Origin of the sequence: Novosphingobium sp. SG720 (assembly GCF_012275365.1) — a bacterium.
GTDB classification, from domain to species: Bacteria; Pseudomonadota; Alphaproteobacteria; order Sphingomonadales; family Sphingomonadaceae; genus Novosphingobium; species Novosphingobium rhizosphaerae.
In genome coordinates, this window is sequence record NZ_JAAZQN010000012.1 from 1 (window position 1) to 25,981 (window position 25,981).

The 25,981-nt window shown below is 58.2% G+C and carries 20 protein-coding genes and 5 pseudogenes; 18 read left to right on the forward strand and 7 right to left on the reverse strand.

Going from position 1 to position 25,981, the window contains the following annotated elements:
• Positions 1-350: 350 nt before the first annotated feature.
• The 4 genes from FHW94_RS22280 to FHW94_RS22295 all read left to right on the forward strand — a co-directional run bounded on the left by FHW94_RS22280 (position 351) and on the right by FHW94_RS22295 (position 3,263).
• Complete coding sequence (locus FHW94_RS22280; protein WP_168558040.1) at positions 351-746, forward strand: cupin domain-containing protein; 396 nt, start codon at positions 351-353, stop codon at positions 744-746.
• Positions 685-1,311 carry an AraC family transcriptional regulator gene (locus tag FHW94_RS23635; protein WP_168558041.1) on the forward strand — a complete coding sequence of 209 codons (627 nt, stop codon included), beginning with the start codon at positions 685-687 and terminating at the stop codon, positions 1,309-1,311. Before FHW94_RS22280 ends, FHW94_RS23635 begins: the two co-directional genes overlap by 62 nt.
• 94 nt (positions 1,312-1,405) lie before the next feature.
• On the forward strand, positions 1,406-2,428 hold the full coding sequence (locus FHW94_RS22290) for an aromatic ring-hydroxylating dioxygenase subunit alpha (RefSeq protein WP_168558042.1): 1,023 nt from the start codon (positions 1,406-1,408) through the stop codon (positions 2,426-2,428).
• 103 nt (positions 2,429-2,531) lie between these two features.
• Positions 2,532-3,263: an EthD domain-containing protein gene (locus tag FHW94_RS22295; protein ID WP_168558043.1), complete on the forward strand. Its 732-nt coding sequence runs from the start codon at positions 2,532-2,534 to the stop codon at positions 3,261-3,263.
• A 144-nt stretch (positions 3,264-3,407) separates the two neighbouring features.
• Here FHW94_RS22295 and FHW94_RS22300 read toward each other — a convergent pair whose 3' ends face one another.
• The gene (locus FHW94_RS22300; protein WP_168558044.1) at positions 3,408-4,412 is read right to left on the reverse strand and encodes a zinc-binding dehydrogenase; all 1,005 of its coding nucleotides are present in this window, start codon (positions 4,410-4,412) and stop codon (positions 3,408-3,410) included.
• On the reverse strand, positions 4,409-5,089 hold the full coding sequence (locus FHW94_RS22305; protein WP_168558045.1) for a TetR/AcrR family transcriptional regulator: 681 nt from the start codon (positions 5,087-5,089) through the stop codon (positions 4,409-4,411). The genes FHW94_RS22300 and FHW94_RS22305 overlap by 4 nt, the downstream gene beginning before the upstream one ends.
• Before the next feature lie 136 nt (positions 5,090-5,225).
• Here FHW94_RS22305 and FHW94_RS22310 point away from each other — a divergent pair, with 136 nt between their 5' ends.
• The 7 genes from FHW94_RS22310 to FHW94_RS22340 all read left to right on the forward strand — a co-directional run bounded on the left by FHW94_RS22310 (position 5,226) and on the right by FHW94_RS22340 (position 13,483).
• Positions 5,226-6,800 (forward strand): NAD(P)/FAD-dependent oxidoreductase, encoded by a 1,575-nt coding sequence (locus FHW94_RS22310; protein ID WP_168558046.1) that lies wholly within the window; start codon positions 5,226-5,228, stop codon positions 6,798-6,800.
• On the forward strand, positions 6,797-7,009 hold the full coding sequence (locus FHW94_RS22315) for a hypothetical protein (protein WP_172343187.1): 213 nt from the start codon (positions 6,797-6,799) through the stop codon (positions 7,007-7,009). The genes FHW94_RS22310 and FHW94_RS22315 overlap by 4 nt, the downstream gene beginning before the upstream one ends.
• Complete coding sequence (locus FHW94_RS22320; protein ID WP_168558047.1) at positions 7,006-7,776, forward strand: SDR family oxidoreductase; 771 nt, start codon at positions 7,006-7,008, stop codon at positions 7,774-7,776. Before FHW94_RS22315 ends, FHW94_RS22320 begins: the two co-directional genes overlap by 4 nt.
• A gap of 97 nt (positions 7,777-7,873) precedes the next feature.
• Positions 7,874-8,905 carry an aromatic ring-hydroxylating dioxygenase subunit alpha gene (locus FHW94_RS22325; protein ID WP_168558048.1) on the forward strand — a complete coding sequence of 344 codons (1,032 nt, stop codon included), beginning with the start codon at positions 7,874-7,876 and terminating at the stop codon, positions 8,903-8,905.
• A gap of 463 nt (positions 8,906-9,368) precedes the next feature.
• A complete protein-coding gene (locus FHW94_RS22330; protein ID WP_168558049.1) occupies positions 9,369-10,340 on the forward strand; it encodes a LysR family transcriptional regulator in 972 nt (323 codons plus the stop codon).
• Between the two features lie 229 nt (positions 10,341-10,569).
• Positions 10,570-12,762 carry a TonB-dependent receptor gene (locus tag FHW94_RS22335; protein WP_168558050.1) on the forward strand — a complete coding sequence of 731 codons (2,193 nt, stop codon included), beginning with the start codon at positions 10,570-10,572 and terminating at the stop codon, positions 12,760-12,762.
• Positions 12,763-13,015: 253 nt separating this feature from the next.
• On the forward strand, positions 13,016-13,483 hold the full coding sequence (locus FHW94_RS22340) for a hypothetical protein (protein ID WP_168558051.1): 468 nt from the start codon (positions 13,016-13,018) through the stop codon (positions 13,481-13,483).
• Between the two features lie 256 nt (positions 13,484-13,739).
• On the opposite strand, the gene FHW94_RS23640 is transcribed toward FHW94_RS22340, so the two are convergent.
• From FHW94_RS23640 to FHW94_RS22355, 4 genes and pseudogenes are all read right to left on the reverse strand, one after another.
• Positions 13,740-13,862, reverse strand: a complete 123-nt coding sequence (locus FHW94_RS23640; protein ID WP_282436644.1) for a hypothetical protein — start codon at positions 13,860-13,862, stop codon at positions 13,740-13,742.
• Positions 13,863-13,903: 41 nt separating this feature from the next.
• Positions 13,904-14,467: a transposase gene (locus FHW94_RS22345; RefSeq protein ID WP_168558052.1), complete on the reverse strand. Its 564-nt coding sequence runs from the start codon at positions 14,465-14,467 to the stop codon at positions 13,904-13,906.
• A 21-nt stretch (positions 14,468-14,488) separates the two neighbouring features.
• Positions 14,489-15,865: pseudogene (locus FHW94_RS22350) on the reverse strand (IS1182 family transposase).
• A gap of 37 nt (positions 15,866-15,902) precedes the next feature.
• Positions 15,903-16,412 carry a transposase gene (locus FHW94_RS22355; protein ID WP_168558053.1) on the reverse strand — a complete coding sequence of 170 codons (510 nt, stop codon included), beginning with the start codon at positions 16,410-16,412 and terminating at the stop codon, positions 15,903-15,905.
• 60 nt (positions 16,413-16,472) lie between these two features.
• Between FHW94_RS22355 and FHW94_RS22360 the strand changes: the two are divergent.
• From FHW94_RS22360 to FHW94_RS22390, 7 genes and pseudogenes are all read left to right on the forward strand, one after another.
• A pseudogene (locus FHW94_RS22360) lies at positions 16,473-16,895 on the forward strand (IS3 family transposase); the annotation flags it as partial.
• A gap of 622 nt (positions 16,896-17,517) precedes the next feature.
• Positions 17,518-17,685: pseudogene (locus FHW94_RS23760) on the forward strand (group II intron reverse transcriptase/maturase); the annotation flags it as partial.
• Positions 17,686-17,687: 2 nt separating this feature from the next.
• Positions 17,688-17,798: pseudogene (locus tag FHW94_RS23520) on the forward strand (integrase core domain-containing protein); the annotation flags it as partial.
• Positions 17,799-18,142: 344 nt separating this feature from the next.
• On the forward strand, positions 18,143-19,081 hold the full coding sequence (locus FHW94_RS22375) for a LysR family transcriptional regulator (protein ID WP_168558055.1): 939 nt from the start codon (positions 18,143-18,145) through the stop codon (positions 19,079-19,081).
• A 219-nt stretch (positions 19,082-19,300) separates the two neighbouring features.
• Complete coding sequence (locus FHW94_RS22380; protein ID WP_168558056.1) at positions 19,301-19,774, forward strand: (2Fe-2S)-binding protein; 474 nt, start codon at positions 19,301-19,303, stop codon at positions 19,772-19,774.
• Positions 19,767-22,013, forward strand: coding sequence for a molybdopterin cofactor-binding domain-containing protein (locus FHW94_RS22385; protein WP_168558057.1), 2,247 nt, complete (start codon positions 19,767-19,769; stop codon positions 22,011-22,013). Before FHW94_RS22380 ends, FHW94_RS22385 begins: the two co-directional genes overlap by 8 nt.
• A 161-nt stretch (positions 22,014-22,174) precedes the next feature.
• Entirely contained in the window at positions 22,175-24,523 is a 2,349-nt protein-coding gene (locus FHW94_RS22390; protein ID WP_168558058.1) for a TonB-dependent receptor, read from the forward strand.
• A gap of 339 nt (positions 24,524-24,862) precedes the next feature.
• Here FHW94_RS22390 and FHW94_RS22395 read toward each other — a convergent pair.
• Positions 24,863-25,981, reverse strand: a pseudogene (locus FHW94_RS22395) (IS3 family transposase); the annotation flags it as partial.

The window sequence follows — 25,981 nt, forward strand, 5'->3', positions numbered from 1 at the left end:
TCACAGCACCTCGTCACTGACAGCGGTGAAACGCCACGCGTTCTCCGCGATGCCCCATCCTATCTGATCCCAATGACGTTCCGCAACTAGACAGCAGTCTCGCCTTTATCGTGACAATGCTTTCGCTCCGACAGGAATGGGCTGCATAAAGCCAAATCTGCCATGTTTCAAAGACTTCTCCAAATCAAAATGGCCACTCTGCTATCGATATAGGCTCTAGACGTGTCCATCTAGAAGGGTCCGTTTTGTAATGAACTTTCACTCAACCGTGGGGAGGGGGTGCTTGCTGCACGCCGCTGATTGGTTAAGATTGTGCGTCTCATCCCAGGACAGGAAATTGGCGGCGCAAGATGGATTTGCTTGGTAACGCTCTGCTGTCGATCAAGGTGCTTTCCAATTCGATTGGGGTGTTTGATTTCGGTGGCCAATGGGGCTTTGGTCTGACGCAGGTAATGCCTGATTTCGCCTGTAGCTTGACTGTGCTTGAAGGTCGTTGCTGGTTATGCACCGCGGGTTCGCCGGGCACGTGGCTGGGGGCGGGCGAAACCGCCATTGTGCTCAACGGCACGCCCCACAGCTTTGCCAGCGATCCTGATGCGCCGGTTCTGGCGCTGCTCGACCTGCTCTCGCGGAATGGCGCAGCGACGTTTAACCCCGCGACGCGACGCGCCTTTGCACCTCACGATGGGGGATGGCACGCCGCGCACGCGTATTTTGGCGTTAGCCTATCTGTTGCGAGAACCTGACCGTAACCCTGTACTCTCCGACCTGCCGCCCTCATTTGTTATCCGGCAAGAAGCGGAGACCATCTTCCCATGGCTGTCCAGCCTTTCCGCCTATCTGGTTGAGCAGAAGGGTGGGCATCTGCCCGGCTATACGGCGACTGCATCGCATCTGGCCGATCTGATGTTCACCAGCTTTTTGCGGTCCTGGATCGCCAGCGATTCGGGCGCGGGCACTGGCTGGCTCAAAGGCCTCTCCGATCCGCAGATCGGGGGCGTCCTGTCGCTGGTAAATGCACAGCCGATGGCGAAATGGACCGTGGATACCATGGCACGCGAGGCCAACATGGCACGATCAACCTTTGCGCGCCGCTTTTCCGAACTGTTATCTCAGCCTCCCATGGATTACGTGCTGGGCGTCCGGCTGAGTGCTGCGCGCGATATGATGCTGAGCCAGCGTCTGCCGATCGCGCAATTGGCCGAGAATGCCGGTTATCAGTCTGAACGGGCCTTTCGCTCCGCCTTTGTCCGGTGTTATGGCATGTCGCCCCGCGACTATCTGAAGGCGCAGCATAAAGCGCAGGGTTGAGCGAATTGAGCCGATTTTAGAAAGTTTCGGGTATATAAGCCACCGAAGAACTGTGGCTATCTTCACTCCCAGCATAAAGTTGGGGAGAGTGAAAATGAGCTTTTTGCAAAATGCCTGGTATATGGCGGCCTGGGCAGATGAAGTGGGCCCAGATGCGCTGCTGTCACGCACGATTCTGTCACAGCGCATCGTGTTTTATCGCGGTACGGATGGGGTGGTGCTTGCACTGGCTGATCGGTGCAGCCACCGTTTTGTGCCGCTCAGCATGGGCCAGCGCCAAGGGGATGAACTGCAATGTCCCTATCACGGGCTGCGCTTTGGCCCTGGCGGGCAATGCACGCGCAATCCTCATGGCGACGGGCGCATCGCACCTAACGCTGCCATCCGTGCTTTTCCCACCCAAGAGGCGGGCTTGATGATCTGGGTGTGGATGGGCGATGCCGCCTTGGCCGATCCGGCTTTGATCCCGGACTACACGCTGCTGGCCGCCGCGCCAGAGACCGGGCGCATGCGTGGTATGTTGCACGTTGCGGCCAATTACCAATTGCTTAGTGACAACATTATGGACCTCAGCCATGTCGATTATCTGCATGCCGACACACTGGGGGGAGGTTCGATCTCACGGTCCAACGCCGGGGTGAAGGAGGAGGATCGCACAGTAACGATCACTTGGCAGGTGGACAGCGACAGTGTGCCCCCCGCCTTCGCTCGGGAAATGCCCGACCCGGCAACGCCTGCCCGTCAGCGTACCCAGGTGATCTGGACCGCCCCCAGCGCCATGGCCCTGACCATCGAGATCGAGCGGCCAGATGACAGTCCCGTGGGAGCCGCGGCATTTCACATCATGACGCCTGAAACGCTCACCACCACCCATTATTTCTACGCCAATTGCCGCAGCTTTCGGCAGCATGATGCCGAATACAACGCCATCGTGACAGAGGTGATTACCCATGTCTTCATGGAAGAAGACAAGCCCATGGTCGAGGCACAACAGCACGCTGTCGGCAGTGCCGAACTGATGGACCTTAGGCCGTTGGTTCTGTCGCCCGATACAGGAGCGATCCGCGCAAGGCGCAAGCTGGCCGCGATGATCCGCGCCGAACAAGCTGTGGCCTGAAGGCGACTCTTCACCAACGCCTGCTTTTTTGAGCCCATTCCACCCGATCCCAACCGCACCGGAATCGTATCTGGCCGGTGGGAGCATTTATCAGGATCAACAAATGCTGAAAATCATCATTGGCGGTCGTCGCCGGGCCGGTATGACCCATGCCGAGTATTCGTACTACGCTGAACATTGCCACGGTGCGACCGTTGCGCACAATCCGGGCAGCATGGAGACATATATGCAAAACCACATCCTTGATGCCGCGTTTGGCACCAAGGAGGATGGCTGGATTTCTGGTGCCGATTTCGACTCATTTAGCGAGATCAGCTTTGCCGATGGCACGGCCTTCGCCCGATCGCTTGCCGATCCATATTACCACGATACCATTCAGCCCGATGAGTTGAACTTCGTGTGCCAAAGCCGGGTTATCCTGTTGGCAACGCAGGTGGAGGAACAACCGGTGGCCCATCCCGGCACCGCGCGGTTGAAGTTGATGCGTTTTATCGCCAGCAATGGCAAGGCTGACGCCGAAAGCTTTGAGGCGCAGTGGCAAGCCGAGGCAAGGCGGATTGCCGACCATTCCGTCCTGAAACCGATGCTGCGTAGGATGACGCGCAGCATCAGCCTCGACGGCTTTGCGGCCCAACTTCCCGCCGGTTTCATCGCCAATGCCCCGCTCAGCTCCTATGTGGGCGTGGACAGTCTGTGGTTTGATGCACAGGATGCCGATCAGGCCATCGCGGCCTATCGCTCGGCGATCGAGGAAGCCGAATCCACGCTGTTGCCGCTTTTGGAGCGCCGTTCGGAGATCCTGTTCATCGTGGAGGAGCGCAGCATCGTTGCGTAATTCTCGCTGCGGCTAAATGGAAGGGGCGCAAAGTTCAACCTTTGCGCCCCTCTTTTTGTCACGAAGAAAGGTATCGGCCACATCGTAGAACGCGCCCGGCGAAGAACCGAGGCGCGCCTCTACGCCATCTCGCGGTGGCTCGGATCACTGCGATGACACTTCCAGAACTATTTTGCCCGATGCGGTCCGGCTTTCCAGCAAGGCGTGAGCTGCTGCTGCCTCACCCAAAGCGAAAGAGGGGCCCAGCAGCGGTTTTACGCGGCCTTCCCGCCAGCGCTGGACGAGCGCGTCCAGCGCAGCACCCAGTACGTGGGGACGATGGGCGAAATAGGTGGCCAGAAAGAAGCCGGTAACGCTGATGCTGCGTTCCAAAAGATCACCGACCGGCACATCCAGCAGTTGGCCATCGGAAGAGCCGAACACAACCAATCGACCAAACGGCCCAAGCAGTGAAAGGCCAGCCAACATCGACTTTCCGCCGCCGCGGTCGAGGACGATATCCAGCGCTCGCCCATCAAGCGTCCGAGTGAGTTCGTCTGACCAGTCCGATTGAGATGAGTCGATCACGGCAGTAGCGCCCGCTGTCTGTGCGTAATGACGATTCTGCTCGGAACTTGCCAATGCCACGATATGGCCTGCGCCAAGATCAGCGGCGATCTGCACGGCCAAAGAGCCGACCCCACCTCCTGCGCTTGGGATCAGCACCGCTTCCCCGGCGGCCAATTTCGCGGCTTCTGTCAGCATGAACCACGCCGTCAGGCCTTGGATAAACAGTGCGAGCGCAACCGCCGCGGGCAAATCCTCGGGGACAGATGCCAATTGCACGGCGGGCACCGCGACATATTCGGCGTAACCGGCCCCCGGGCAGGAGCCGATGACCCGAGTTCCCGTTTGAAGCGTGACGCCCGGGCCTACGCTATCGATCCAGCCTATGAACTCGCTGCCCGCGATAGCGGGCAAAGTGATGGATGCCGGATAATAGCCATGGCCGCGCTGCACGACGTCCGCAAAATTTACCCCCGCTGCCTCGACCCGGATCAGCGCCTGACCCGGACCGGCAACAGGGCGCTGGACTTCCTCCAGAATGAGGACATCAGGCGTTCCGCGCCGGTGGTAGCGAACGGCGCGCATATCTTTGCTCAAGGTCATTGGTTTCCATCCTTTGAGTCGGAAGGCGGGGCCGCAGCTGCCAGCCCGCCGGTAATGAAGGCCAAGAGATGATCGCCCAATCGATCAGTGGCATGCTTGCTGCTGGTGGCGCCGGCAAAAAGTTGATCGATGAGTTCTGGATGGCCCAGTGTGAGTGAGTAGGCGCCCAGCGCACCGAACATGCGCCAGGCAATTACATCGCGTGAGAGGTCGGGACGGATCTGGGCGAGGACCTCAATGTAGCGTTGATCCACGACAGCGAGCGATTTGGACATCGTCTCTCTGATTTTGTCGTTGACGTCGGACCAGAGAACGAGCCCCATGAGATGGGTGAAAATGATTCTGTTTTCGGTGATCGCGTGATTTTCGAAAACCGGATCGAGCCATGCTCGCACAACGTCTTCGAGCATGGGGGCTGTATTCGCCCGGAGCAACGCTTCCAGCCGATCCGACCGAGCCGTCGCCACCTTCTCGCATTCAGCGGTAAAGATGTCGGCGAACAGGCTTTCCTTGCTTCCGAAGTGATAGTTGACCGAGGCGATATTGCTGTGAGCGGCAGCTGCGATCTCGGCTATTCGCACGTCGTTATAGCCTCGTGAAAAGAACAGCTTGGTAGCCGCTTCGGCGATACGGGCGCGTGTGGTTCCTGGGCCTTTCTTCAGCCGATTGGCGGTCATGTTATCTCCCCCTGGCGCAACCGATGTATCGTCCAACTTGCTCCCCCGGCAATCTGAGATCGCGAAGTTGTTGCCTCGATTTAAACTGTCATTTAAAGTGAGTCAACGAATCGATAGTGAACGGAGAGAAATGTCCATGGCGCAACATGATATCGTTGTTGTTGGGGGCGGGCATAATGGCCTGGTCGCTGCGGCTTACCTTGCCAAAGCGGGAAAGCAGGTCATCGTCCTTGAGGCGAAACCCTTCTTCGGCGGCGGCGTGGTCACACGGGAGTTGACGGTTCCCGGCTTCAGGCATGACCAGCACAGCATGAGCCACATCATGCTTCAGGCCAATCCGCTGATTGTGAATGATGAGTTGGGGCTAAAGTCGAAATTCGGCCTGAAATACAATTTCCCCAAGCGCCCGTTCGTGTCGATCTTCGAGGACGGTTCCTCAATCAGCATGTTCATGGACCCGGCCGCCAATGTGGCGGAGATCGCCCGTTTCTCTGCCGAAGACGCGCAGGCCTACGCGGAAGTTTCCGCTCTTGGCGCCAAGCTCCTGCCCATGCTTACGGCTGGCATGTTCGTCCCGCCGGCACCTTTTGGTGCGACGTTTGCGATGCTGGATCAAAGCCTTGAAGGCCGCGTGATGCTGGACATCCTGCAGCGCAGTGCCTGGGATCTGGTGAGCGATCGCTTCAAGAATGAAAAAGTCCGCATGCATTTCCTCAAATTGCTGAGCGAGAATCTGGCGGCGCCCTTCGAGCGTGGCACCGGGATTGGCCTGCTATTTTTTGTCGCGGCCATCGAACGCTACGGGTGCGGCGCGGCAGTGGGCGGAAGCGGCGAATTGTCGCGGGCGCTTGCCGATTGCATCAAGAGCCATGGCGGCGAGATCCGCTGCGATACACCGGTTACCAAACTCATCGTCAGCGGGGGCCGCGCAACCGGCGTGCGGACGGCCAATAATGAAGAAATCATGGCGCGCGACGCCGTCATCGGCGCGATCCACCCGCATCTGCTCGGTCGGTTCATCGATGGGCTCGACACAGGCGTTGTTCAGCGCGCCGAGCGTGTGCAGCAGGCGGCCTACAGTGCCTTCGCCGTCCATGCCGCGCTCAATGAACCGCTGCGCTTCAAGAGCGACGAGAATGTCGATGATGGTTACGTGGTCGAACTGCACTCGGGTGGGATGGAGGATTTCCTGCGCAAGTTTGACGACATGAAATATGGTCGCTTGCCTAAAAAGCCTTTGATCGGGGCCTCCTCGCCATCGGTGGCGGATACGACGCGCGTTCCTGAAGGCAAGGCGACCTTCTACGCCTTTTCCTATGCACCTTATGAGCTTGCCGATGGCGGCGCTGCGGCGTGGGATCGCATCAAGGAGCAGCATCAGCAGCATATAATTGATGAAATCGGACTGTTCTGCCACAACCTTGATGCTGAAAACATCATTGCCGTGCATTCGGACTCGCCGCTTGATCTGGAACGAAGCTCGCCCAGTTTCCAGCGCGGCGACATCCACGGCTGCGCCCCCTATCTCAATCAGTTCGCGGCGCACCGGCCAACGCCCGACCTTGGCAACTATACGGTGCCCGGGGTTGAGCGGATGTACCTTGTCGGTCCCTTCCTCCATCCCGGTGGCGGCGTGTTCGGCGCGGGCCGCGGTACGGCAATCCGCATGTTTGACGATCTGGGCATGGATTTCGACAAGGTGATCTCGTGAAGATACTCTCGCAGGATCGAAGCAGCCTCATGGAGGTGACGGCGCTCGATATTTCCTCGGGCGAGCTTGTGATCAAGGGCAAGGTTTTCGGCACCATGCCAATGTCTGCACGCCTGTCACCGGATGAGGCGCGAAAGGGTTTGAAGCTCCTCAGCCCCCGCATCCTCATCTTCTTGCTCACGTTCCTCTTTCGGAGTGGCAAGTCGTGACGGCCCCGGTATCAAGCCGGGTCGCGGCTATCACTGGGGCGGGTTCGGGGGTAGGGCGGGCGACCGCGCTGCGCTTTGCACGCGAGGGATATCGCGTGCTCCTATGTGACCGCGTATCCTGCGACGGCGTTCTTGAGGAGATTGGCAGCTCCGGAGGCCGGGCCGAGGCCATAATGATCGATCTTGCGGATGCGCGTTGCGGAGAGATGATTGTAGGGCAGGCGTCCAAGCTGTTCGGTGGTCTGGATGTTCTGATCCACAATGCCGCAATCGGGACATCTGGCACGGTCGAGACGGTGCCAGATGTTGATTTCGAGCGCGTGCTGGATGTCAATCTTATGGCGGGCATTCGACTGGCACGCGAAGCGGTGCCGATTATGCGGGAGCGTGGCGGCGGGGCAATTCTGTTTACCGCGGCGCTCGCGGGACACCGCTACGTGCCCAATGCGGTTGCTTATGCGGTGAGCAAGGCGGCGTTGATCCACCTAACCCGTTGCATGGCAATCGATCATGGACGCGATGGTATCCGCACCAATTGCGTCACTCCGGGGCCCATTAACACGCCTATGTTGCACGAGGCGTCGGCGGTTTATGGTATCCCGGTGGAAGCGATGCGCGCCGGAATGCCGACCGGGCATATCCCGGAACCCGATGAGATTGCGGCGACCTATGCGTTTCTGGCAAGCCCGGCCGCGCGATCAATCAACGGCCAGGCGATCGGCATCGATGGGGGGATGTCAGTGGGATTCTTTTCGCCCAAGCCATAGTTTACGCATTAGGTCGTTATAAAAAAGGCTGGCGCTGTCCTGCGGTGCGGTGGTCTTGCATCCGTCAACGAGCGCCAGCCAACTGGGAGAGAGCATCATGAACCCGAACTATATTCGTGAGGCGTGGTACCCGGTTGCCTTGGTGAGCGAGATTGAACCGGGCCAAATGATCTCGCGCGAGGTGATGGACGAGCCTCTGGTCTTGTTCCGAAATTCTCAGAATGACATCAGTGTGCTGTCTGATGTTTGCCCGCACCGGTTTGCTCCATTGAGTATGGGGCGGATCGATAAGGGTATCATCACGTGTCCTTATCATGGGCTGGAATTTGACAGCAAAGGGCATTGTGTCCGGAACCCCCATGGTGAAGGGGTTATTCCCAAAGCGGCGCCATTGCGAAGCTATCCCGTTAAGGCGGATCGCGGCATTGTCTGGTTGTGGACGGGCCTTGGCTATCCCACCAACGACATTCCTGAACTGGATTTCCTCGATCTGCCGGCAAGCGCCGTTGCGGAAGGTTTGTTCAACTCGTCAGGCCATTATCAGCTTGTGATCGATAACTTGCTCGATCTGAGCCACGCCGATTTTCTGCACCCCGGCCTGCTTGGAACCGGCGGGGCGGTTACAGGGCAGACCCCTAAAATCACACGCGAAGGCAATAAAATCACCAGCCTTTGGACCTGGGAGGATAGTCAGGCGATGGCTCTGTTCGCCCCTTTCTTGCCAGAGGGCGGTGCGCATTCAGATGGCTGGCTCAAGGTCGAATGGTCGCCCCCGGCGCGTTTGGTCATTTCATCGGGGGCATCCTCGCGGCTTGATCGGACAACCAAAGAGCTGAAGATCGAGGCCATCCACGCCTTGACCCCGGCAACCCCCGATTCGACCCATTACGTGTTCCGGGCCGTTCGCAATTGGGCCCTTGAGGACCAGGCGATGACGGACATCACGACCCGTGCCGTGATGGCGGCTTTCACAACCGAGGACGGGCCAATGATAAAGGCCGTGCAAGACAATATGCGGGGCCGGGACTTTTGGAAACTTCGCCCTTGGTTACTGTCAGGCGACGGTGGCGCTGTGATGGCACGACGGGCGATCGAAAGGTTGGTCAAGGAGGAGCAGGCGGCGCCTTGAACGCTCTGGCGCGGGGCAGGCGGCGAAGGGGCGAACTGGCCATGGAGTGCTTGGGACGCTTTCATTGTCGATGCTTTGCCGGAGGTGGGAAATGGGTATGGCTCAGGCTCAAACTCGAAATTGATTTTGAAAACTCTCGAGACCCTTGAATTTGGGATTCTCTGCTGAAGCCGGAGGCTGTTTGGGATGTTGTGTTTGCTGTTTTGGTTGTCGGATCGGGCGTGCGCAGTGATCGGACCACGTTTGACTGATCGCCCGCCCGAAGCACCGCGGTTTGATGGCCGACATGTGATATCTGGTGTTATCCGCTTGCGCAGGTGTATTGGTCGCTGGACCGACTGTCCAGTCAATGACGGCTCTCCGACGAGATGGAATTGCCTGGGCATCTGGACCCGCATTCTGACGGTTTTGACTGAAGAAGGCTGGATCGCACAGATCAGCCGTCTTAAAGATCGCATAAATCATGTCTGCACCAGTCAATCTAGCGGGCGTTGACCTGAACCTGCTGCTCGCGTTCGAAGCCTTGCTGAAGCACGGGAGCGTAACACATGCCGGAGCCGCGATCGGTTTGAGCCAGCCAAGCATGAGCCATGCGCTCAAACGGTTGCGGCATCTCTTAGATGATGAGTTATTCTGTCGTGACGGTTCAGGGATGCAGCCGACCCCGCGTGCGCAGGAATTGGCCCCCTATATCATAGAGGGGCTCGCGCTATTGCGCGCCGCAATGAACCAAAAGATCGAATTCGTCCCCACCGAGTCTGATCGCCGTTTTATTCTGGGTATGTCGGATGTGGCGGCTTTTGGTGTGCTCCCTTTGTTGATGCCTGCATTAAGGCGGCTTGCGCCCAAGATGGACCTGATCGTCGTCGACCTCGCAGCGGCTGAGGCAACAGAAGAATTGCGGCTCGGAAAGATCGACCTTGCCCTGAACGCCTTCGTTGAAATTTCAGCCGAACTGCAAAGTCGTACGCTTTTCACCATTCCCATGACCTGCGTGGTGGATCGGCGCAATCCGCGATTGAAGGACGGGGCGCTGAGTCTGGAGGCCTTCAAGGAACTGCCACATGTTCAGGTCGCGGGGGCGCGGTCAGGTCTCGTTACCGATTATGAGGTGCAGGCGATCGGTATTCGCAGGAGGGTCGCGCTTCAGGTCCCCCATAGCCTTGCAGTGCCCGCCGCCGTGCTGGGCACGGATCTCATCGCGGTCCTCGATAGTCTCACCGCCAGTGCATTTCGGGATTGGCCTGACTTATGTTTTGTGCCGCCGCCCATCCCGATGGCGCCCGTTGGCGCGCTGGCCTTGTGGCATTCCCGCAATCAGTACGACTCTGGCCACAAATGGCTCAGGGAGCTAATATTTGAACTGCAAATGTGCACGAGCGAGGAGCCGGGATGGTCACGTCACCAGCTACAGCCCTTCCCATTAATTCGATGAATAGGACCATGCGGAATATCGATTTCCAGTATAGTCATCGCTGCCGTATGACAATTTTGAAAACAAGAGAGAAGACCGACCTGATGAACAGGCGGCCATTGTAAAACGCCCCCTTTTTGACCGACTGCCCTTGCATCCATCGGATCAGGGCCGCGGCGGCAATGTCGGTGGCCGTCAACGCGGCCAACGTCAAAGAGCGGGCGGTTTATAACCATGGGAGGGAACCATAATGAAAACTTATCTTTTACTGTCCACATGCGTGCTCGCGTCGGCTCTGGCTGTTCCGGCACATGCTCAGACGGCGGTCTCAGCTAGGCCGGATATCAACGCCAGACCAGCGACTGTGGAAGAAATTGTGGTCACGGCGCAGCGCCGTGCCGAAAATCTGCAGAACGTGCCTATCTCGGTCACCGCTGTAAGTGCAATGAGGTTGTCGAGCGCGGGTATCACCAATGCGCAGGCTTTGGCGACTGTTACGCCGGCGCTGACCGTCAATAATGCCTCGGGCTATTTCCTGCCCAAAATCCGCGGGATCGGCGCCTCCACATTTGGGCCGGGTCTTGAAAATTCCATCGCGGTCTATGTCGACAACGTATATTATGCCGCTTCCTCGGCCTCCCTGTTCTCATTCAACAATATCGAGCGAGTTGAAGTGTTGAAGGGACCGCAAGGCACGTTGTTCGGGCGCAACGCCACGGGTGGTCTCATCAACATCGTCACGAAAGATCCTTCCAGGACGCCTGGCGGCTCGGCCAGTTTGTCTTATGGAAATTACCAAACACTTTCAGGAAGCCTCTATCTCACAACCGGGCTCTCCGATAATGCTGCCATCGATATTTCGTTTGTCGGCAGCCATCAGGGTAAGGGCTTTGGAACGAATCTGGCAACCGGGCGCGACGTTAACAAGACCGACAGCGACATTGGCCTGCGCTCCAAGCTGTTGTGGGAGCCTGGACCCAATACGGCCATTCGATTGAGCGGCGACTATTCACAGACGCGCGGAAATAATCCCGCATTTCGGGATTTCCCCGGTGAACAACCACTGTTTGGTCTGGCCAGAACAGGTTCGCCGTGGGATGTCAACACCAATGTCGAGCCGAAACAGAATAGCAGCAGCGGCGGCGCGGCGATGAGGATCGACCAAGGTCTGGGCAGCATCCAACTCGTCAGTATCTCGGCCTATCGCAGCTCAACCACCAATTTTGCTTTCGATTTCGATCTCACTCCGGTCCCGGCGCTAGGCATTTTTGTCAAGCAGAACGACCGGCAGTTTAGCCAGGAGCTGCAGCTTCAATCGAATAAATCATCCTATATCAAGTGGGTCTTGGGTGGCTTCTATTTCCACGGGTACAGCGCCTATGTTCCCAGCGATCTTGTCATTGGCTTTCCATTGGACCAGCCGGGTTCTCCCTTCTTTCCATTTTCTCGGATGCGAACCACTGGGACTGTGAAGACCGATTCCTACGCGGGATATGGTCAGGTGACCGTACCGGTTGGACCTTCGACAAATATCACAGGCGGTTTACGCTATACGTCAGAGCGGCGCAGCATTGACGGCATGAGTTCTGCGCAGCTGCCTGACGGGTCCTTTATCGACCTCCTGCCCCCTGGCACTGGCAATCAGTCCAAGCAGTTCAACAAGCTTACGTGGCGCGTGAGTGTCGATCACAAGATCAATAATATCCTGCTTTACGCCTCGTACAATCGCGGGTTCAAGGCTGGCGGGTTCAATCTAGGCACGCCTGAGCAGCCTGCGTTCGAACCTGAAGTTCTCGATGCCTATGAGGCTGGACTGAAAATGGATCTGCTGGACAGACGCCTGCGCTTCAATCCCGCCATTTTCTATTATGATTACACCAATATCCAGGTGCCTAAGCCTCTTCCCACCGGAACGGTTGGCATCGTCAACGGGCCATCGGCGAAAATCTACGGCCTCGACATTGACGGTGAGGCCATCATCAGTTCGCGCATGAAACTGAACTTTGGCGCGACGGTGATTCATGACCGTTTTGGCGATTTCCCCAATGCACTGATGAACACGCCCAATCCGGCGGGGGGTGTTATTCAGACCCTTTTCAATGCGCGTGGAAATCGGATCCCGGTCACGGCTGACTTCAGCACGAGCCTTGGAGGGCTCTACACCTTGCCTGTCGGCGCCGGGGATATGGTTTTCTCCGTCGATTGGAATCATAACGATGGATATTTTACAAATGTCGATAATCTGCGCAGGCAGAAGTCCTTCGAGATGGTGAACGCATCGATCACCTTCAACACTGCGGACGAAAGGTTCAGCCTTCGAGGATGGGTCAGAAATATCGGAAACGAGGCGGTTCTGCTCTATTCCAATTCCAGTAATACTAGCTCGGTGGCATCTTATGGGGCGCCGCGTACATATGGGCTGACTTTACAAACTAAATTCTGATAATTTAAAATTATCTAACAACATCTGAAATAGATTCGCCGATGAACATTCTATATTCATATGGGCAATATTTTTATATATATTTTTCTAAAAGATATTTCCAGTTTAAATGGAATTTAATTGCAAATAACTATATTGGAGAATATGATGGTGTGTCGTGCAACAAGAAATAGGTTGGGCGGTTTTTAAGCGTGTCGTGGGTGCGACTTTGGCGATGCGCTGTGCTGCGCATGTCGGATTGGAGTGTGAAACGATGAGCAGTCTCCCTGCCATGGAAGCCTATGTTCGCAATGAAACCCGCATCAGTGTCGTGATAAACGCCGTTATCTCTGCGGTTGTATTTCTTGTCGTATTTGGTTTGGATGGGCCGGTGCAGCTTTGGGGTTTCGGGCAATGGATAGCCGATTTTCTGCCGCAAAGCTTCATGACCACATTTATGAGTGTTCTCGTTCCCGGCGCGCTCGCCCGGCGAAAGTTGAAGGCAGGGGCGCTGACGCGGATTGGCCATCGCTCTTTCCTGCCCGCCAAATTGCTGCCGCGGGGGCTGATCCTGGCGGTGGGATCCGCATTCATTGGCACGGCGTCGATCGCCGTCTTTGTCTGGCTGGTGGGAGCACCCTCGATCGCGCCGGTGCCTGCACTCGTTCTCAAGGCGATGTATGGTGCGGGTCTGGCGTTAATTGTAACGCCTCTTTCGCTCCGCGCAGAACTGGCGTCGTGATGCGATCCTTCCCCGCTTTTGCCAAGGATTATCACTTGGGGATGATCGATGTTGCCTTGGTCGGCGGTTATTCACCTTAAGGTGGATCGATCGGGATGCGCCAATGGGCACATGGGTTCTGATCATTGCACCTTGGTATCAGACGCTCAAGGGGACGGTTTCACACTTTTTGCCGGTGCATTCGCACCAATCGTACTCTCGACGCCCGTCACCCCGCTTTCAGGCCCTGGCCGGGGCCTGAACTTTCAAACGCGGATCAGCCAGTCGCAGCGGCCTTGGCCGGCATTGTCAGTCCTTCAGGAACGAGGCCGGTTTCGACATAGCGCCAGAGCGTCATCGCCAGCTTGCGGGCCATGGCCACCAGCATGACCCGGCGCATGCGCGACGATTGTCCCTGTGTTCGTGCCCTGGACCACTTCGTCAGCGGGCTTTCGGGATGTTTGTGCTGCAGATCCAGGCGATCTCGACGAGGATGCGCCGGGCCCAGCTGTTGCCGGCTTTTGAGATGCCCTGGCATTTCGTGGTAGAGCCGCTGTCGTAGGCACTTGGCGTCAGCCCGAGATAGGATCCCAGGTGCGAACGGCTGCTGAACTGGCGCGAGAAGATTTCCCGTGCCATAATCGCGGCAGTCGTTCGGCCAACCCCGGGCAACAGGCGAAGCATCTGACGCTTCTGCTCGATGGCAGGGTCTTGCGCGTCCGCCATATCGCGCTCCTTTTCAACGCAGCGGATCTGCTCCTCGACCAGAGCCAGCCGTGAATATTCACGTTCGAGTTCATGGAGCAGACGTTCGGGAAGCGATCTGCCTTCCGCGGTGACAAGGGAAGCAAAATCAATTTGCGTCGCGCGCAGTTTCGGTTCGATGCCCCTTATCCCCTGGCCAAAAAGCAGGCCTTTGATCCGATTAATATGCGCAGTACGCTCGTGGACCGATATTGTTGAAAAACCCGCCACTGAGATCGAGGCTGGTACCAGCTTGGGCACGGTCTGGAAGGCCCGTCCCGGTTATGCGAGCGCCGGGGCGGCGGGCATCGGAATCAGCTTTGCCAACTTGCGGAGGTTTTGAGCGGTGGCTGCAAGGAGGAACTCGTCCTTTGCACCGTTTGGACCTCGCAGGCGCAGGCGATCCAGCTTCAGGATGCGTTTGAGGTGGGCGAACAGCATCTCAACCTTTTTCCGCTCGCGGCGGGATGTGACATAAGCGTCGGTTTGGGACAGATCCCTTGCCAAGTCGCGTGCGCCTTCGTGGAGAGATCGGGCCACTTTGCGGTTGGGTTGACCGGGGCAGCATTGTGGCTTGAGAGCACAGGCGTCGCAGTCATGTTTGCTGGCGCGGTAGCGGATAAACCCGTCCTAATCGACGTCGCCCCGCAGCGCCGCAAAGTTCCTGCGACGCGGGAACAACTCTTTGCCGCCAGGACAAACATAGAGATCGCGTCGGTGATCGTAGCGGAACTCGGTGCGCTGGTAACTTCCGGTCCGGCGCCCCACGTGATCGAAAATAGGGATGTGCGGTTCGATGCCGCGCTCATGGACAAGCCAGGCGATATTGGCAGCATCGCCATAACCAGTATCGGCGGCCAGACGCTGGGGCCAGATACCAAAACGTTCCTGTGTTCGGTCAATCATCGTTCGCTGCGCTGTCACTTCGGCGGGACGAATGGCCGTGGTGGCTTCAACGTCAACAATCACGGCGTTTGCCAAATCGATGAGATAGTTGGTGCTGTAAGCGAAGAAGGCTTGCCCGCCATGGGCGCTTGTCCAGCGCGCCGCGGGATCGGCAGGCGACAGATATTTGGGCGTGACGGGCGATGCAGCCCCAAACGCTGCGGCATTGAGCACCTCCATATACTCCCGGGCAGCATGGTTGACGATGTCCGGGGGCAAGCCCTCCTCGCCGGGCACACCGCGTTGGCGGTTCGCGTCGGCCTTGATCAGGCTGGCGTCAACGGCAAAAACCTCGCCACCGACCAATCCCTCCTCGATGCAGCGCGTGACAGTCATTTCGAACAATTCCCGCAATAAGTCGCTATCCCGGAAGCGGCCGTGGCGGTTCTTTGAGAAGGTCGAATGATCCGGCACCGCTCCATCAAGGCCGAGGCGGCAGAACCAGCGATAGGCCAGATTGAGATGCACTTCCTCGCACAGGCGCCGCTCTGACCGGATGCCCAGGCAATAGCCAATGAGCAGCATCCGGATCATGAGCTCGGGATCGATCGAAGGGCGGCCCGTCTCGCTATAGAATGGCCGCAGCTTCTCCCGGATACCATCCAGGTCCACAAAGCGGTCAACCGCCCGCAGCAGGTGGCCTTGCGGCACGTGGTCCTCGAGGCTGAAGCTGTAAAACAGCGCCTCCTGCACCACCGTCCGAGCACCCATCATCAGCCTGTCTCCCAACGACAGGCACAGTGAATCAGGACTATGCGATTACTGCAAGGCCAAGTTTTTCAACACTATCGACCAGGCGCTGCCGTTCGCGGTGTGATCGGCGCGCATCTTCCTCTTCGACATCGGGAACGCGCACGACAGCACATACATGATGGTCGCCACGGTCGATAGCAATGACGGCCCGGAGCAACATCAGGGCGTCGATACGATCCGTCTTTACTCTGCGTGCACGGCGGTTCACCTGCAGGCTGGCCGGATCCAGCACGCGACACTCCATCCCTGAACGGGTCAGGCGCCGGGCCAACCAGAAACCATCATAGCCCGCCTTATAGCAGATCACGATTCTTGCGATTGATCCGGCAACCTTGCGAAGTCGTGCCACCAGCGCATCAAAATTACCGCCTGGCAGACGATAGATGCTCGGCTTCGGCTGGCCGGGATGCGCCACGGATATGACCCAGTCCTTCTTGCTCAGTTCGATCGCCGCATAAACGGTCTGGGTGTTCGATGGTGGGAAAGCAAGCTCCTGTTCGATCGTCATGGTCAATCTCCTGAATGACACTGCCGTCAGAATGCCGGCTAATCCTGGCGGTCTGCATAGGATCTTTTTGGCAGGCGCGCTCGGCAAAGCGGGTCTGTTGCCGAGCGCAAAGCGATGATCGATCGGTCACACGGCCTGCCGGTGGCGCGCCAGGCCCGGGCACTGGGGATCAGCCGGAGCAGCGTGTATTATCTGCCAGCGCCCGTGTCTGCCACCGACCTGGGTATCATGTGGCGGATGGACGAATTGCATCTGGAATACCCGTTTGCGGGCAGCCGGATGCTGCGTGATTTGCTGCGCCAGGAGGGCACCGCGATTGGCCGCTGCCACGTCGCTACCTTGATGAAGAGGATGGCCATCGAGGCGATCTATCGCCGCCCCAACACATCGAAGCCCCCGCCTGGGCACAGGATCTATCCGTATTTGCTGCGGAAATTGCCGATCGCGCGGCCCAATCAGGTGTGGGTCACCGACATCAGTTACAGTGCGCCTCGCGAGCATATGACTGGAATGCGAAGGAGAAAGGAGGAATTGAATGAATGCCATGCCCTCTGCTGCGAGGGGGCATGAGCCCAAGCGGCGGTGACCTGCCGTCAACTGGCAGGGTGACGTAGCCCGCAGGTAAAGGGGATTGAGGTGAAGCCGTTACGCCGAGATGGTCCCCGAGGCTGTAGCGCTGGAAGGTTGAGGAACACGAACCGGTTAATCCGCATCCGAGGGCTGAAATGTCGCCTTCGCCTACACGGTTTAACAGGCGGAATGCTGATGATGGCGCCGGACACGTATGTCGGCGACATCCGATTGCGGTCGTACATGTAGGTCGCCCGCATGGAGTCATGGAGAGAACGCAGCCAGGCCATGGCATCGGCATCGACTTGCAGGACGCAAGGACAAGGACCGCGACCGGCAGCCTCCCCAGCGCGTGAAAGTCCAGCATATGAACGAGGGAAGGCATGATGGAATGCCAAGGGAGTTGGCCCCGATGTCCACCATGCTGGCGGAGTCCCCGCAGTAGTCCGCGACCGGGAAAGCCTGTCACATGGCGAGGGGGGGCACTTCAATCTGCTTGAAGTGCAAACTACCTGACCAAATGAGGTGAAGACCTTTGATAATCAGTGAAATGCAGCACAAGCTCGCGACATGGGCCCAGAGCGATCCGATCCGTCGGTTTGATCGCCTTCTCCGGCTCATTGCCGATCAGGTGTGGCTTGCCGAGGCCGCTCGGGTCGTATTGGCGTCAAGCGGCGCCCATACGCCGGGCATCGACGGAATGGAATTGGCCGATATTTGCGTTTTTACAATGAGAAGCGGCCGCATTCGAGCCTGGGGGCCCGAACGCCCGACCAAACCTATTTTGACAATCTGCCCACGACCATGGCAGCATGACTTTGGCTCCGGTGGTGGGCATCATTCCAGTCGGGCTACGCGCTTCTTCCATGAGGCCCACCACCGGCATATGAAAACAACAACCCGCAGACGATCCACTTATCCGTGGCCAATCGCTGTTCAGGCTGACCGAGCCACCTCTGTTAGAGGTGGCCAATGCCCGCCGTCTTTGTCAGGCATTGAGCCAGCCTATGCCACGCCAAGGTAACAACCCATGTGCGCGCCTTCGTCCCATCGGTTCTGACGCTTTTGATGCCGAGCCGCCTATCGGTAAAGCCAATAGAAATGAATTTTTATATAAGTCTTCATAAACGGCACCGCGAAAATTATAAACGGAATTCATGATGGCTGACCCTCTGCTCCGGATGGATCTAAATCTTCTGTTGGTGCTTGAAGCGATGTTCGAGGAACGCAGCGTATCGCGCGTTGCCGTGCGGCTTGGGCGCAGCCAACCGGCGATTAGCGCCTCTCTTACGCGATTGAGAACTTTGTTCGACGATCCGCTCTTCATTCGCAGTCGCGCAGGCATGTCGCCAACGCTGCGCGCATTGGAACTCTCAGATAGTATCCGGCCTCTGCTGCCTAGGCTGCGCAGCGCCATCGAAGTCTCTTCCGACTTCGATCCTGCTCAGTCGACCCGCACCTTTACCATTGCCACGGTGGATGACCTTGAACCGTTTATGGGGCCGGCGATCATCAAACGTCTTTCGCAGGAAGCGCCATTGGCTCGGCTGCGGCTGGTCAACAGCGATGGCTCGCCGCTCCCCTACAAGGATCGCGAAGACATTGACGTGATGCTCACGGTGCTGCCGGGCCAAGCCCCGAGCTGGCTGCATACTCAAAAGCTGGCCGATGCCGATTATGTCATGGTCTATGATCAGTCGATCATGCCCGGCAGATCAGGTGCGCTCGACGACTATATTAATGCGCGGCATTTGCTGGTCTCGTTCCGCGGTGATTTCCGGGGGGTTGCCGACAATGCACTAGCCTCAATGGGTTTAAAACGCCAGGTAACCATGGTGACGCCGCGATTTTCGTCCGTCTACTTCATGCTGCAGGGCACCGATCTTGTCGCCACCCTGCCGGCCTATGTCGCCAAGGTCATCCCGACGTCCTTCTCGCTGACGTCGCGTCCTTTGCCCTTTTATATTCCGCCTGTAGAATTCTTCATGTGTTGGCATAGGCGTACCGATGCAGATCCAGGCAATCGATGGTTCCGCAATCTGCTCGCAGAAATTTTTGTACAAAATTGGCAAGCGCACATGTCGGACGGCCCAAAATAAGAAAACAACCGCATCGGGGCGTGGGCCGGCGCGGGAGTAGAGGCGCGCGTCCTGCCGCGGCGTCATCTCTCTCTCTCTCTCTCAAAGAATGCGGGTGTGCTGATCGACGAGCGGCTTTGAGGACATAAAATAAACATGATGGATATTGCAATATATCATATATAAATTTGTCTTATCTTTTCCACGATTTATGATGCCGCCTCAGGGAGGACGAGGGAGGTGGCAGACATTATTACGGTGACCGTCAATGGTGAGCCTAGAGAGCTACGCGTTCCGCCGGAAATGCCGTTGGTGTGGGCGCTGCGCGAAGAGCTGGGGCTCACCGGAACCAAATTGTCATGTGGCATTGGCGTGTGTGGCGCCTGTACGGTCCATGTTTCGGGCAAGGCCGTGCGTAGCTGTGTGACGCCGATTGGCGAAGTCTCGGGGCCTGTCACCACCATTGAGGGATTGTCTTCGCCCGGCGGTCTCCATCCGGTTCAGAAGGCATGGATCGAGAACGCTGTCGCCCAATGCGGCTTCTGTCAGTCCGGCTTTATCATGGCGGCTGCCGCGCTGGTGGATGAAGCCCCGGGCGCGCAGCCTGCGGAGCTATTGCAGCAAATGACGAACATTTGCCGCTGCAGCACATTTTCCCGAGTTCGCCTTGCAATGATGGTGGCGGCCGGACATGGGGCAAAGATCCATGACTGAAGCGCTGCAGGTTGATCGTCGGCGGTTTCTGGGCGGGGCGGGCGCTGTCGTTCTGACATTGGCCTGCGGCGATCGCGGGATCGCCCGGACTTTCGGTGTGCCAGAACCGGTTGCGACCGAACAGGTCTTCTCCGCATGGCTGAGCATCGACGCGCGAGGCATGGTTACGCTGGTCAACGCCGAGGCGGAGATGGGGCAGGGGACCAACACCGCCATGGCGATGCTGGTTGCCGAGGAGCTGGAAATCCCCTGGGGCAGGATAACGACGGTCCCGATGACCGCCCGCCCGATCTATACCAACCCCGCCTTTGGCATGCTCAAGACCGGCGCGTCGTTAAGCCTCAAGGGGCGATATCTGCAATTGCGTCAACTGGGCGCGGCGGCGCGGCAGATGCTGGTGGAAGCGGCGGCTCAGGAGTGGAAAGTGCCGTCGCAGGCATGCAGGGCGGTGGCAGGCGAAGTCCATGGTCCAGACGGGCGCTCAACGCCCTATTCCAGTCTTGTGGCGGGCGCCGCCAGTCTCCCCGTGCCGCAGGATGTGCCGCTCAAGCCGCGTGCCGACTGGGCCATTCTGGGCAAACCGCAGGCCCGGATCGATATGGCTGACAAATGCACCGGCAAAGCCCGCTACGGCTTTGACAAGACTGTACCCGGCATGGTGCAGGCCGCGCTTGTTCACGCACCGCAGTTTGGTGCTCGGGTAAAGGCCGTGGATAGCAAGGCGGCGCTGGCCGTAGCCGGGGTGACGCGGGTGATCGCGCTCGACCATGCGGTTGCTTGCATCGCCTCGACAAGCTGGAGCGCGCTGCAAGGGGCTGATGCGCTGGTCATCGAATGGGAAAACCCGGATCCTGCGGCGGTGATCGATGACGCCAAGATCGATGCCATGCTTCGCAACGGCGTGGCGGGCAAGGGGCAGGGACGGAACGCCTTGATTCCCGCACACAAGGTGGGTGATCCTGCCGCTGGTTTTGCCCAGCCTGGCGTCCTCGCGGTTTCGGCCGAATATTCCACCCCTTACCTCGATCATGCCTGCATGGAGCCCACCAGTGCGATTGCCCATGTGCGCCCGGATGGCATCGACGTCTGGTCAAGCACGCAATCGCCAGCGATGATCTATCACGCCGCCAAGCTGCTTTACGGTTTCGAGGCCGACAAGGTGCGGGTGCATCAGCAGCCCATCGGGTCCAGCTTTGGCCGCAGGGCGCAGATCGACGGCGAGCTGGAAGCTATGGTCCTCTCGCGCATCATGGGCGGTCCGGTCAGAGCCATCCGCGCGCGTTCCGAAGACATTCAACACGGCTTCTATCGCCCCGCATCGCGTTCCACCCTGCGCGGAGCGGTCAAGGATGGCAAGATTGTGGCGTGGAGCCATCGCTGCGCCAGCCAGTCCTTGCTCGACAATTACGCACGCTATTTCCGTGAGTATGGCATCGATCTGAAGGAACTGGACAAGCTGACCGGCCCTGCCGGCGCATCCGGTTTCAATTTCGCTCCTTTCGACTTGATGAGCGTGGACGGGACGCCGTCCAACGCCATCTATGCGATTCCCAATGTGGAGGTAGCATCAGCGAAGATCGATGTTCCCATCCCGACGGGTTGGTTCCGCGGGGTAGGACAGACCAACAACCTGTTTGCAACCGAGTGCTTTGTCGATGAACTGGCCTATGCCGCAGGGCAGGACACTCTCGCGTTCCGCAAAGTGCTGTTGAGCGGGCAGCCGCGCTTCCTTGCGGCTCTTGATCGTGCCGCGCGGGAGATCGGTTGGGACAAGAAGCCGGCCAAGGGTATCGGTCGCGGCATTGCCATAACCAATATGTCAGATGCGGTTACGGTGGCCATTGTCGAGGTTGCGGCAAGCAAGAGCGGCTTTGAGATACGCCGCGCTGTGCTGGCCGTCGACAATGGCATTGTCATCAACCCCGACGTTGTGGAAGCGCAGACTCAGGGAGGTTTCCTGTTCGGACTTGGCGCGGCGCTTTGGGGGCGGATTTCGATCGCCCAGGGGCGGGTGGAGCAGACCGGCTTTGCTGATTACCGATTGCTGACGTTGCAGTATTGCCCGGCGCTGACTGTCATCCAGATGCCGAGCGATGATCCACCCAGCACCATTTCCGAAGCGGCGGCGACTGTTGCTGCTCCCGCGCTGGCTAACGCGATCTTTGCGGCCAACGGGCGGCGCCTGCGTGATCTGCCCATCGCGCGTGATGATTTCGAGTGTCGAGCGACGGTGGCCTGAAATCACCGGATGCGAGAGGGAATGTGGAGGCAGATGGAAAAACAGACCGGTGCTCTGGTGGGGTTGCCGCTGCCATTGCGTGTTTTAAGCGGCAAGAAAAATAGCATTACTCAAACGAAGATTTGAGAACGAAACCAAAAAAGAACCAAGGGAGGATTATCATGAGAAAAAGGACATTACTTCTTAGTACCGCGGCATTTCTGTTCATCAACGACATTGCGCAGGCGCAGGACGCCAATGGTGTCAAAACAGCCGCCACCAGCACAGCCGATCACGGTATTCAGGATATAGTCGTGACGGCGCAGCGCCGATCGGAAAACCTGCAGCGTGCAGCTGTCGCGGTCAGTGCCGTTTCTGGAGAATCGCTGAGAGCAGCAGGCATCTCCAAGCCCACCGAGCTGAGCAACATCGTTCCGGCGCTGGAAGTGATATCAGCGGGTGGTCCCTATTCGCTGTTCTATCTGCGCGGCGTCGGCAATTTCTCGGGTACGGCGCTTGCAGATGGCGCGGTCGCTTTCAACGTGGACGGGGTCTATCTGGGGCGCCCATCGTCGACGACCGGCTTCTTCTACGATCTTGACCGGGTGGAGGTGTTGAAAGGGCCGCAGGGAACGCTTTACGGCCGCAACGCAACCGGCGGCGCTGTAAACGTCATTACGAAAAAGCCCGTGTTGGGGGCGTTCGAGGGCTATGCCGACGCAGACTATGGCAATTATAATGCCCTCTCCGCCAACGGCGCCATCAATGCGCCCTTGCAAGAAAACGCGGCGCTGCGCGTTGCCGGTACATTTGTCCGTCACAATGGCTACATGAAGGACGGCAGCGACGACCAGAATGATCTGGGTGGTCGCGCATCGCTGCTATTAAAGCCCGTGGACAACTTGAGCATCACTATTACGGGGGATTATTTCCGCCAGCATAATATTGGTGTTGGCGCGATCCCGGTTCAGTTGGGCATCGATAACCGCTACGGTATCCAATCGCCGGAGGCGCGCGCCTATTATGCGTCGCAACCGAGCCCCATATTAGGCCGCACGTTCGATCCGATTTCGGCTGGCCGGTTTCAGCGCAACAGTTTCTGGGGGATTGCATCCACCATCGAATACAAGGCCCCCATCGGGACGTTCACTCTCGTTCCGGCATATCGGCGCAGCAATATCGATCAATTGTCGGACGCCCCCGGCTTCTATCTGCGGCAAGTGGAGCATGACAGGCAATTCAGCATGGAGGGCCGGCTGGCTCTAAATGATATCGGGCCTCTCCGGGCGATCATGGGGCTGTTCTATTATAACGAGAAGAATGAAATTCCACTGTTCAGCGTCAATGAACAGGCGAATGCCATTTTCGAAAACTATACGCAGAATATTTCGAGCATGGCTGCATTTGGTAGGTTGACATGGACGGTGCGCGAAAACTTTCGTCTGGGTGTCGGTGGACGTTATACGACCGAAGACAAGAAATATAGTGCGGTTTCTTACGGCACGACGCGTATCTGCCTCAACCCCACCAGCTATTTCCCCACTTATGTTCCGGGATGCCCGACCGCATCGGTCATCCCCTATGCTTTGACGCCGCCCGCTCTGGATTTCAATCCGGCGCCGGACGGCACGATCACCGTTCCCACAGACATTAATTTGACCGGCGCGAACGCCAGGCACGCCAGCTTTGACCGGGCGACATACCGTCTGTCGGCGGACTGGGACGTGACGCCATCGAATCTGCTCTATGTGAGTTACGAGACAGGCTTCAAATCGGGCGGCTTTTTTACAACCACCGATGCCGGAGTTTTCCGCCCTGAATCAATCGGTGCCCTGACGTTCGGGTCCAAGAACCGATTTTTCAGGAACCGCCTGCAAATCAATCTGGAATTGTTCGACTGGCTTTACAAGGATCAACAGATTTCGCATCTGACGTATGATTCACAGGGCCACTCGATCTTCGGGACAGAGAACGTCGGGCGCGCCAGAATGAGGGGCGCCGAGGTCGAGATGCGGCTGCGGCCCACTGCGAACACGCTGCTGAGCGCCGATGTGCAGTTTCTCGATGCCGTGTATAACAGCTTCGTTTATAATACGCCCAATTCGAATGGCGGCATCAACAATGGGACAGGATGCAGCACGGTTGGTGCGCCGACGACCATCTATGTGGTTGACTGCTCGAACAGGCGGCCGCCCAACGCGCCCAAATGGAAGCTTGTTCTGGGTTTGCAGGAAACCATTCCCTTCGCCAGTGGAGCGCGTCTGGTTTTTGATGGCTCCGCGCGTTATCAGTCCGATACGCTCACTGGCCTGCAATTCCTGGCAGAGCAATATCAGAAAGCCTATTGGATGGCCGATGTTCAAGGCGTCTATCACGCTGCCGGTGATCGCTTCTCGATTGGCGGGTATGTCAACAATATATTCGATAAGACCGTTATGAATTCCACTTTTCCTGTGCCGTTCGGCCTCTTCAACACCGCCAATCTGCGCCCGCCGCGCACCTATGGTGTCAGGGTCGGCATGAAGTTTTGAGCCGGATGGGAGCTGCGGAGGCGAGGGTTTCTGGCCAAAGCTCCCATCCATTCTATTGTCCCCGAAATAGCGGATCACGTCCCCGCACGTGGTGTAGTATCCGAGGTTAGCGCTGCTGGCGGGCTGAGTGCATTCCATAGTAGGCTGTAGCGGCCAGCCGGCAGTGCGGGTTTTACTGTGATTTTCGGATAGGTATCCCTCGCAGTTCGGCGCGACGCGCCAACTGGATGGCACCTTGACCGATTACAGAAGCCGTCCAGGCTTTACAAAGCATGTGAACTGAGGTGGTGCCGTCTTCCTGGACAGGTTTGCGGCGAAGTTAAGCTCGAGCCGGTGTCGTCATGCCGCAAGTTCGGGCATCAGATCATGGGGGGCATGCCCCCCATGATCTGATGGGCCGATGTGCCCATATGCCTCTGCTGGTGTCCTACCGGCAAGCGCGGAATGGGACCGATGGTGGTTATAGTAGGTGAACCAGCGCGCAAGCCCCGCCCGCAGTTCGCTGCCGGTCTCGAAGGCGTGGAGATAAACGCACTCATACTTCACGGACCGCCACAGGCGTTCGATGAAGGCGTTGTCCATCCAGCGGCCCCGGCCATCCATGCTGATCTGCACCTCCGCCGACCGCAGCACGCCGGTGAAGGCTTGGGCAGTGAACTGGCTGCCCTGGTCCGTATTGAAAATGTCCAGCTTGCCGTGGCGGGCCATGGCGTCTTGCAGCGCCTCGACGCAGAACCCGGCATCCATCGTGTTCGAGATGCGCCAGGCAAGCACCTTGCGCGTGGCCCAGTCCATGATGGCCACCAAGTAAAGGAAGCCCCTCCGCATCGGCAGGTACGTCACATCCGCGCACCACACCTGGTTGGGTCGCGTGATCGCCAGATCGCGCAGCAAATAGGGATAGATCCGGTGCTCAGGGTGCGGATCGCTGGTGCGTGGGCGCTGGTAAATCGCTGCCAGTCCCATTTTCGCCATGAGGCGCCGTACTCGGCGACGGCCTACCGAATGGCTCATCCGCTGCAGGTGACGGGCCATCTGGCGGCTGCCATGCCATGGGCAGTCCATGAACACCTGATCGATCAAGCCCATCAGCGCCAACATCGGGCCGTTCTCTGGCACCGGTGCGTAATAATAGCCCGACCGACTGATCGAGAGCAGGCGGCATTGCGCCGTGATCGACAGGTCCGGGTTGTCCGGCTCGACCATCCTTCGCCTCCGATCCATGCTCATCGACCGGAGGCTCGTGCCAAAAAATCCCGCTCCACCAGCAACTGGCCGATCTTGGCGTGCAGTTTCTCGATTTCGGCTTCGCGGGACGCCTTCGCAGCCTGATCGCCACCGTCAAACAGGCTGGCCATGCCGTCCATCGCTTGCCGCTTCCACGCGCCGATCCACCATGCTTGGCCGCCAATTCCGCCAGCGTCAGATCGCCCCAGATCGCCTCCATCGCTACCTTGG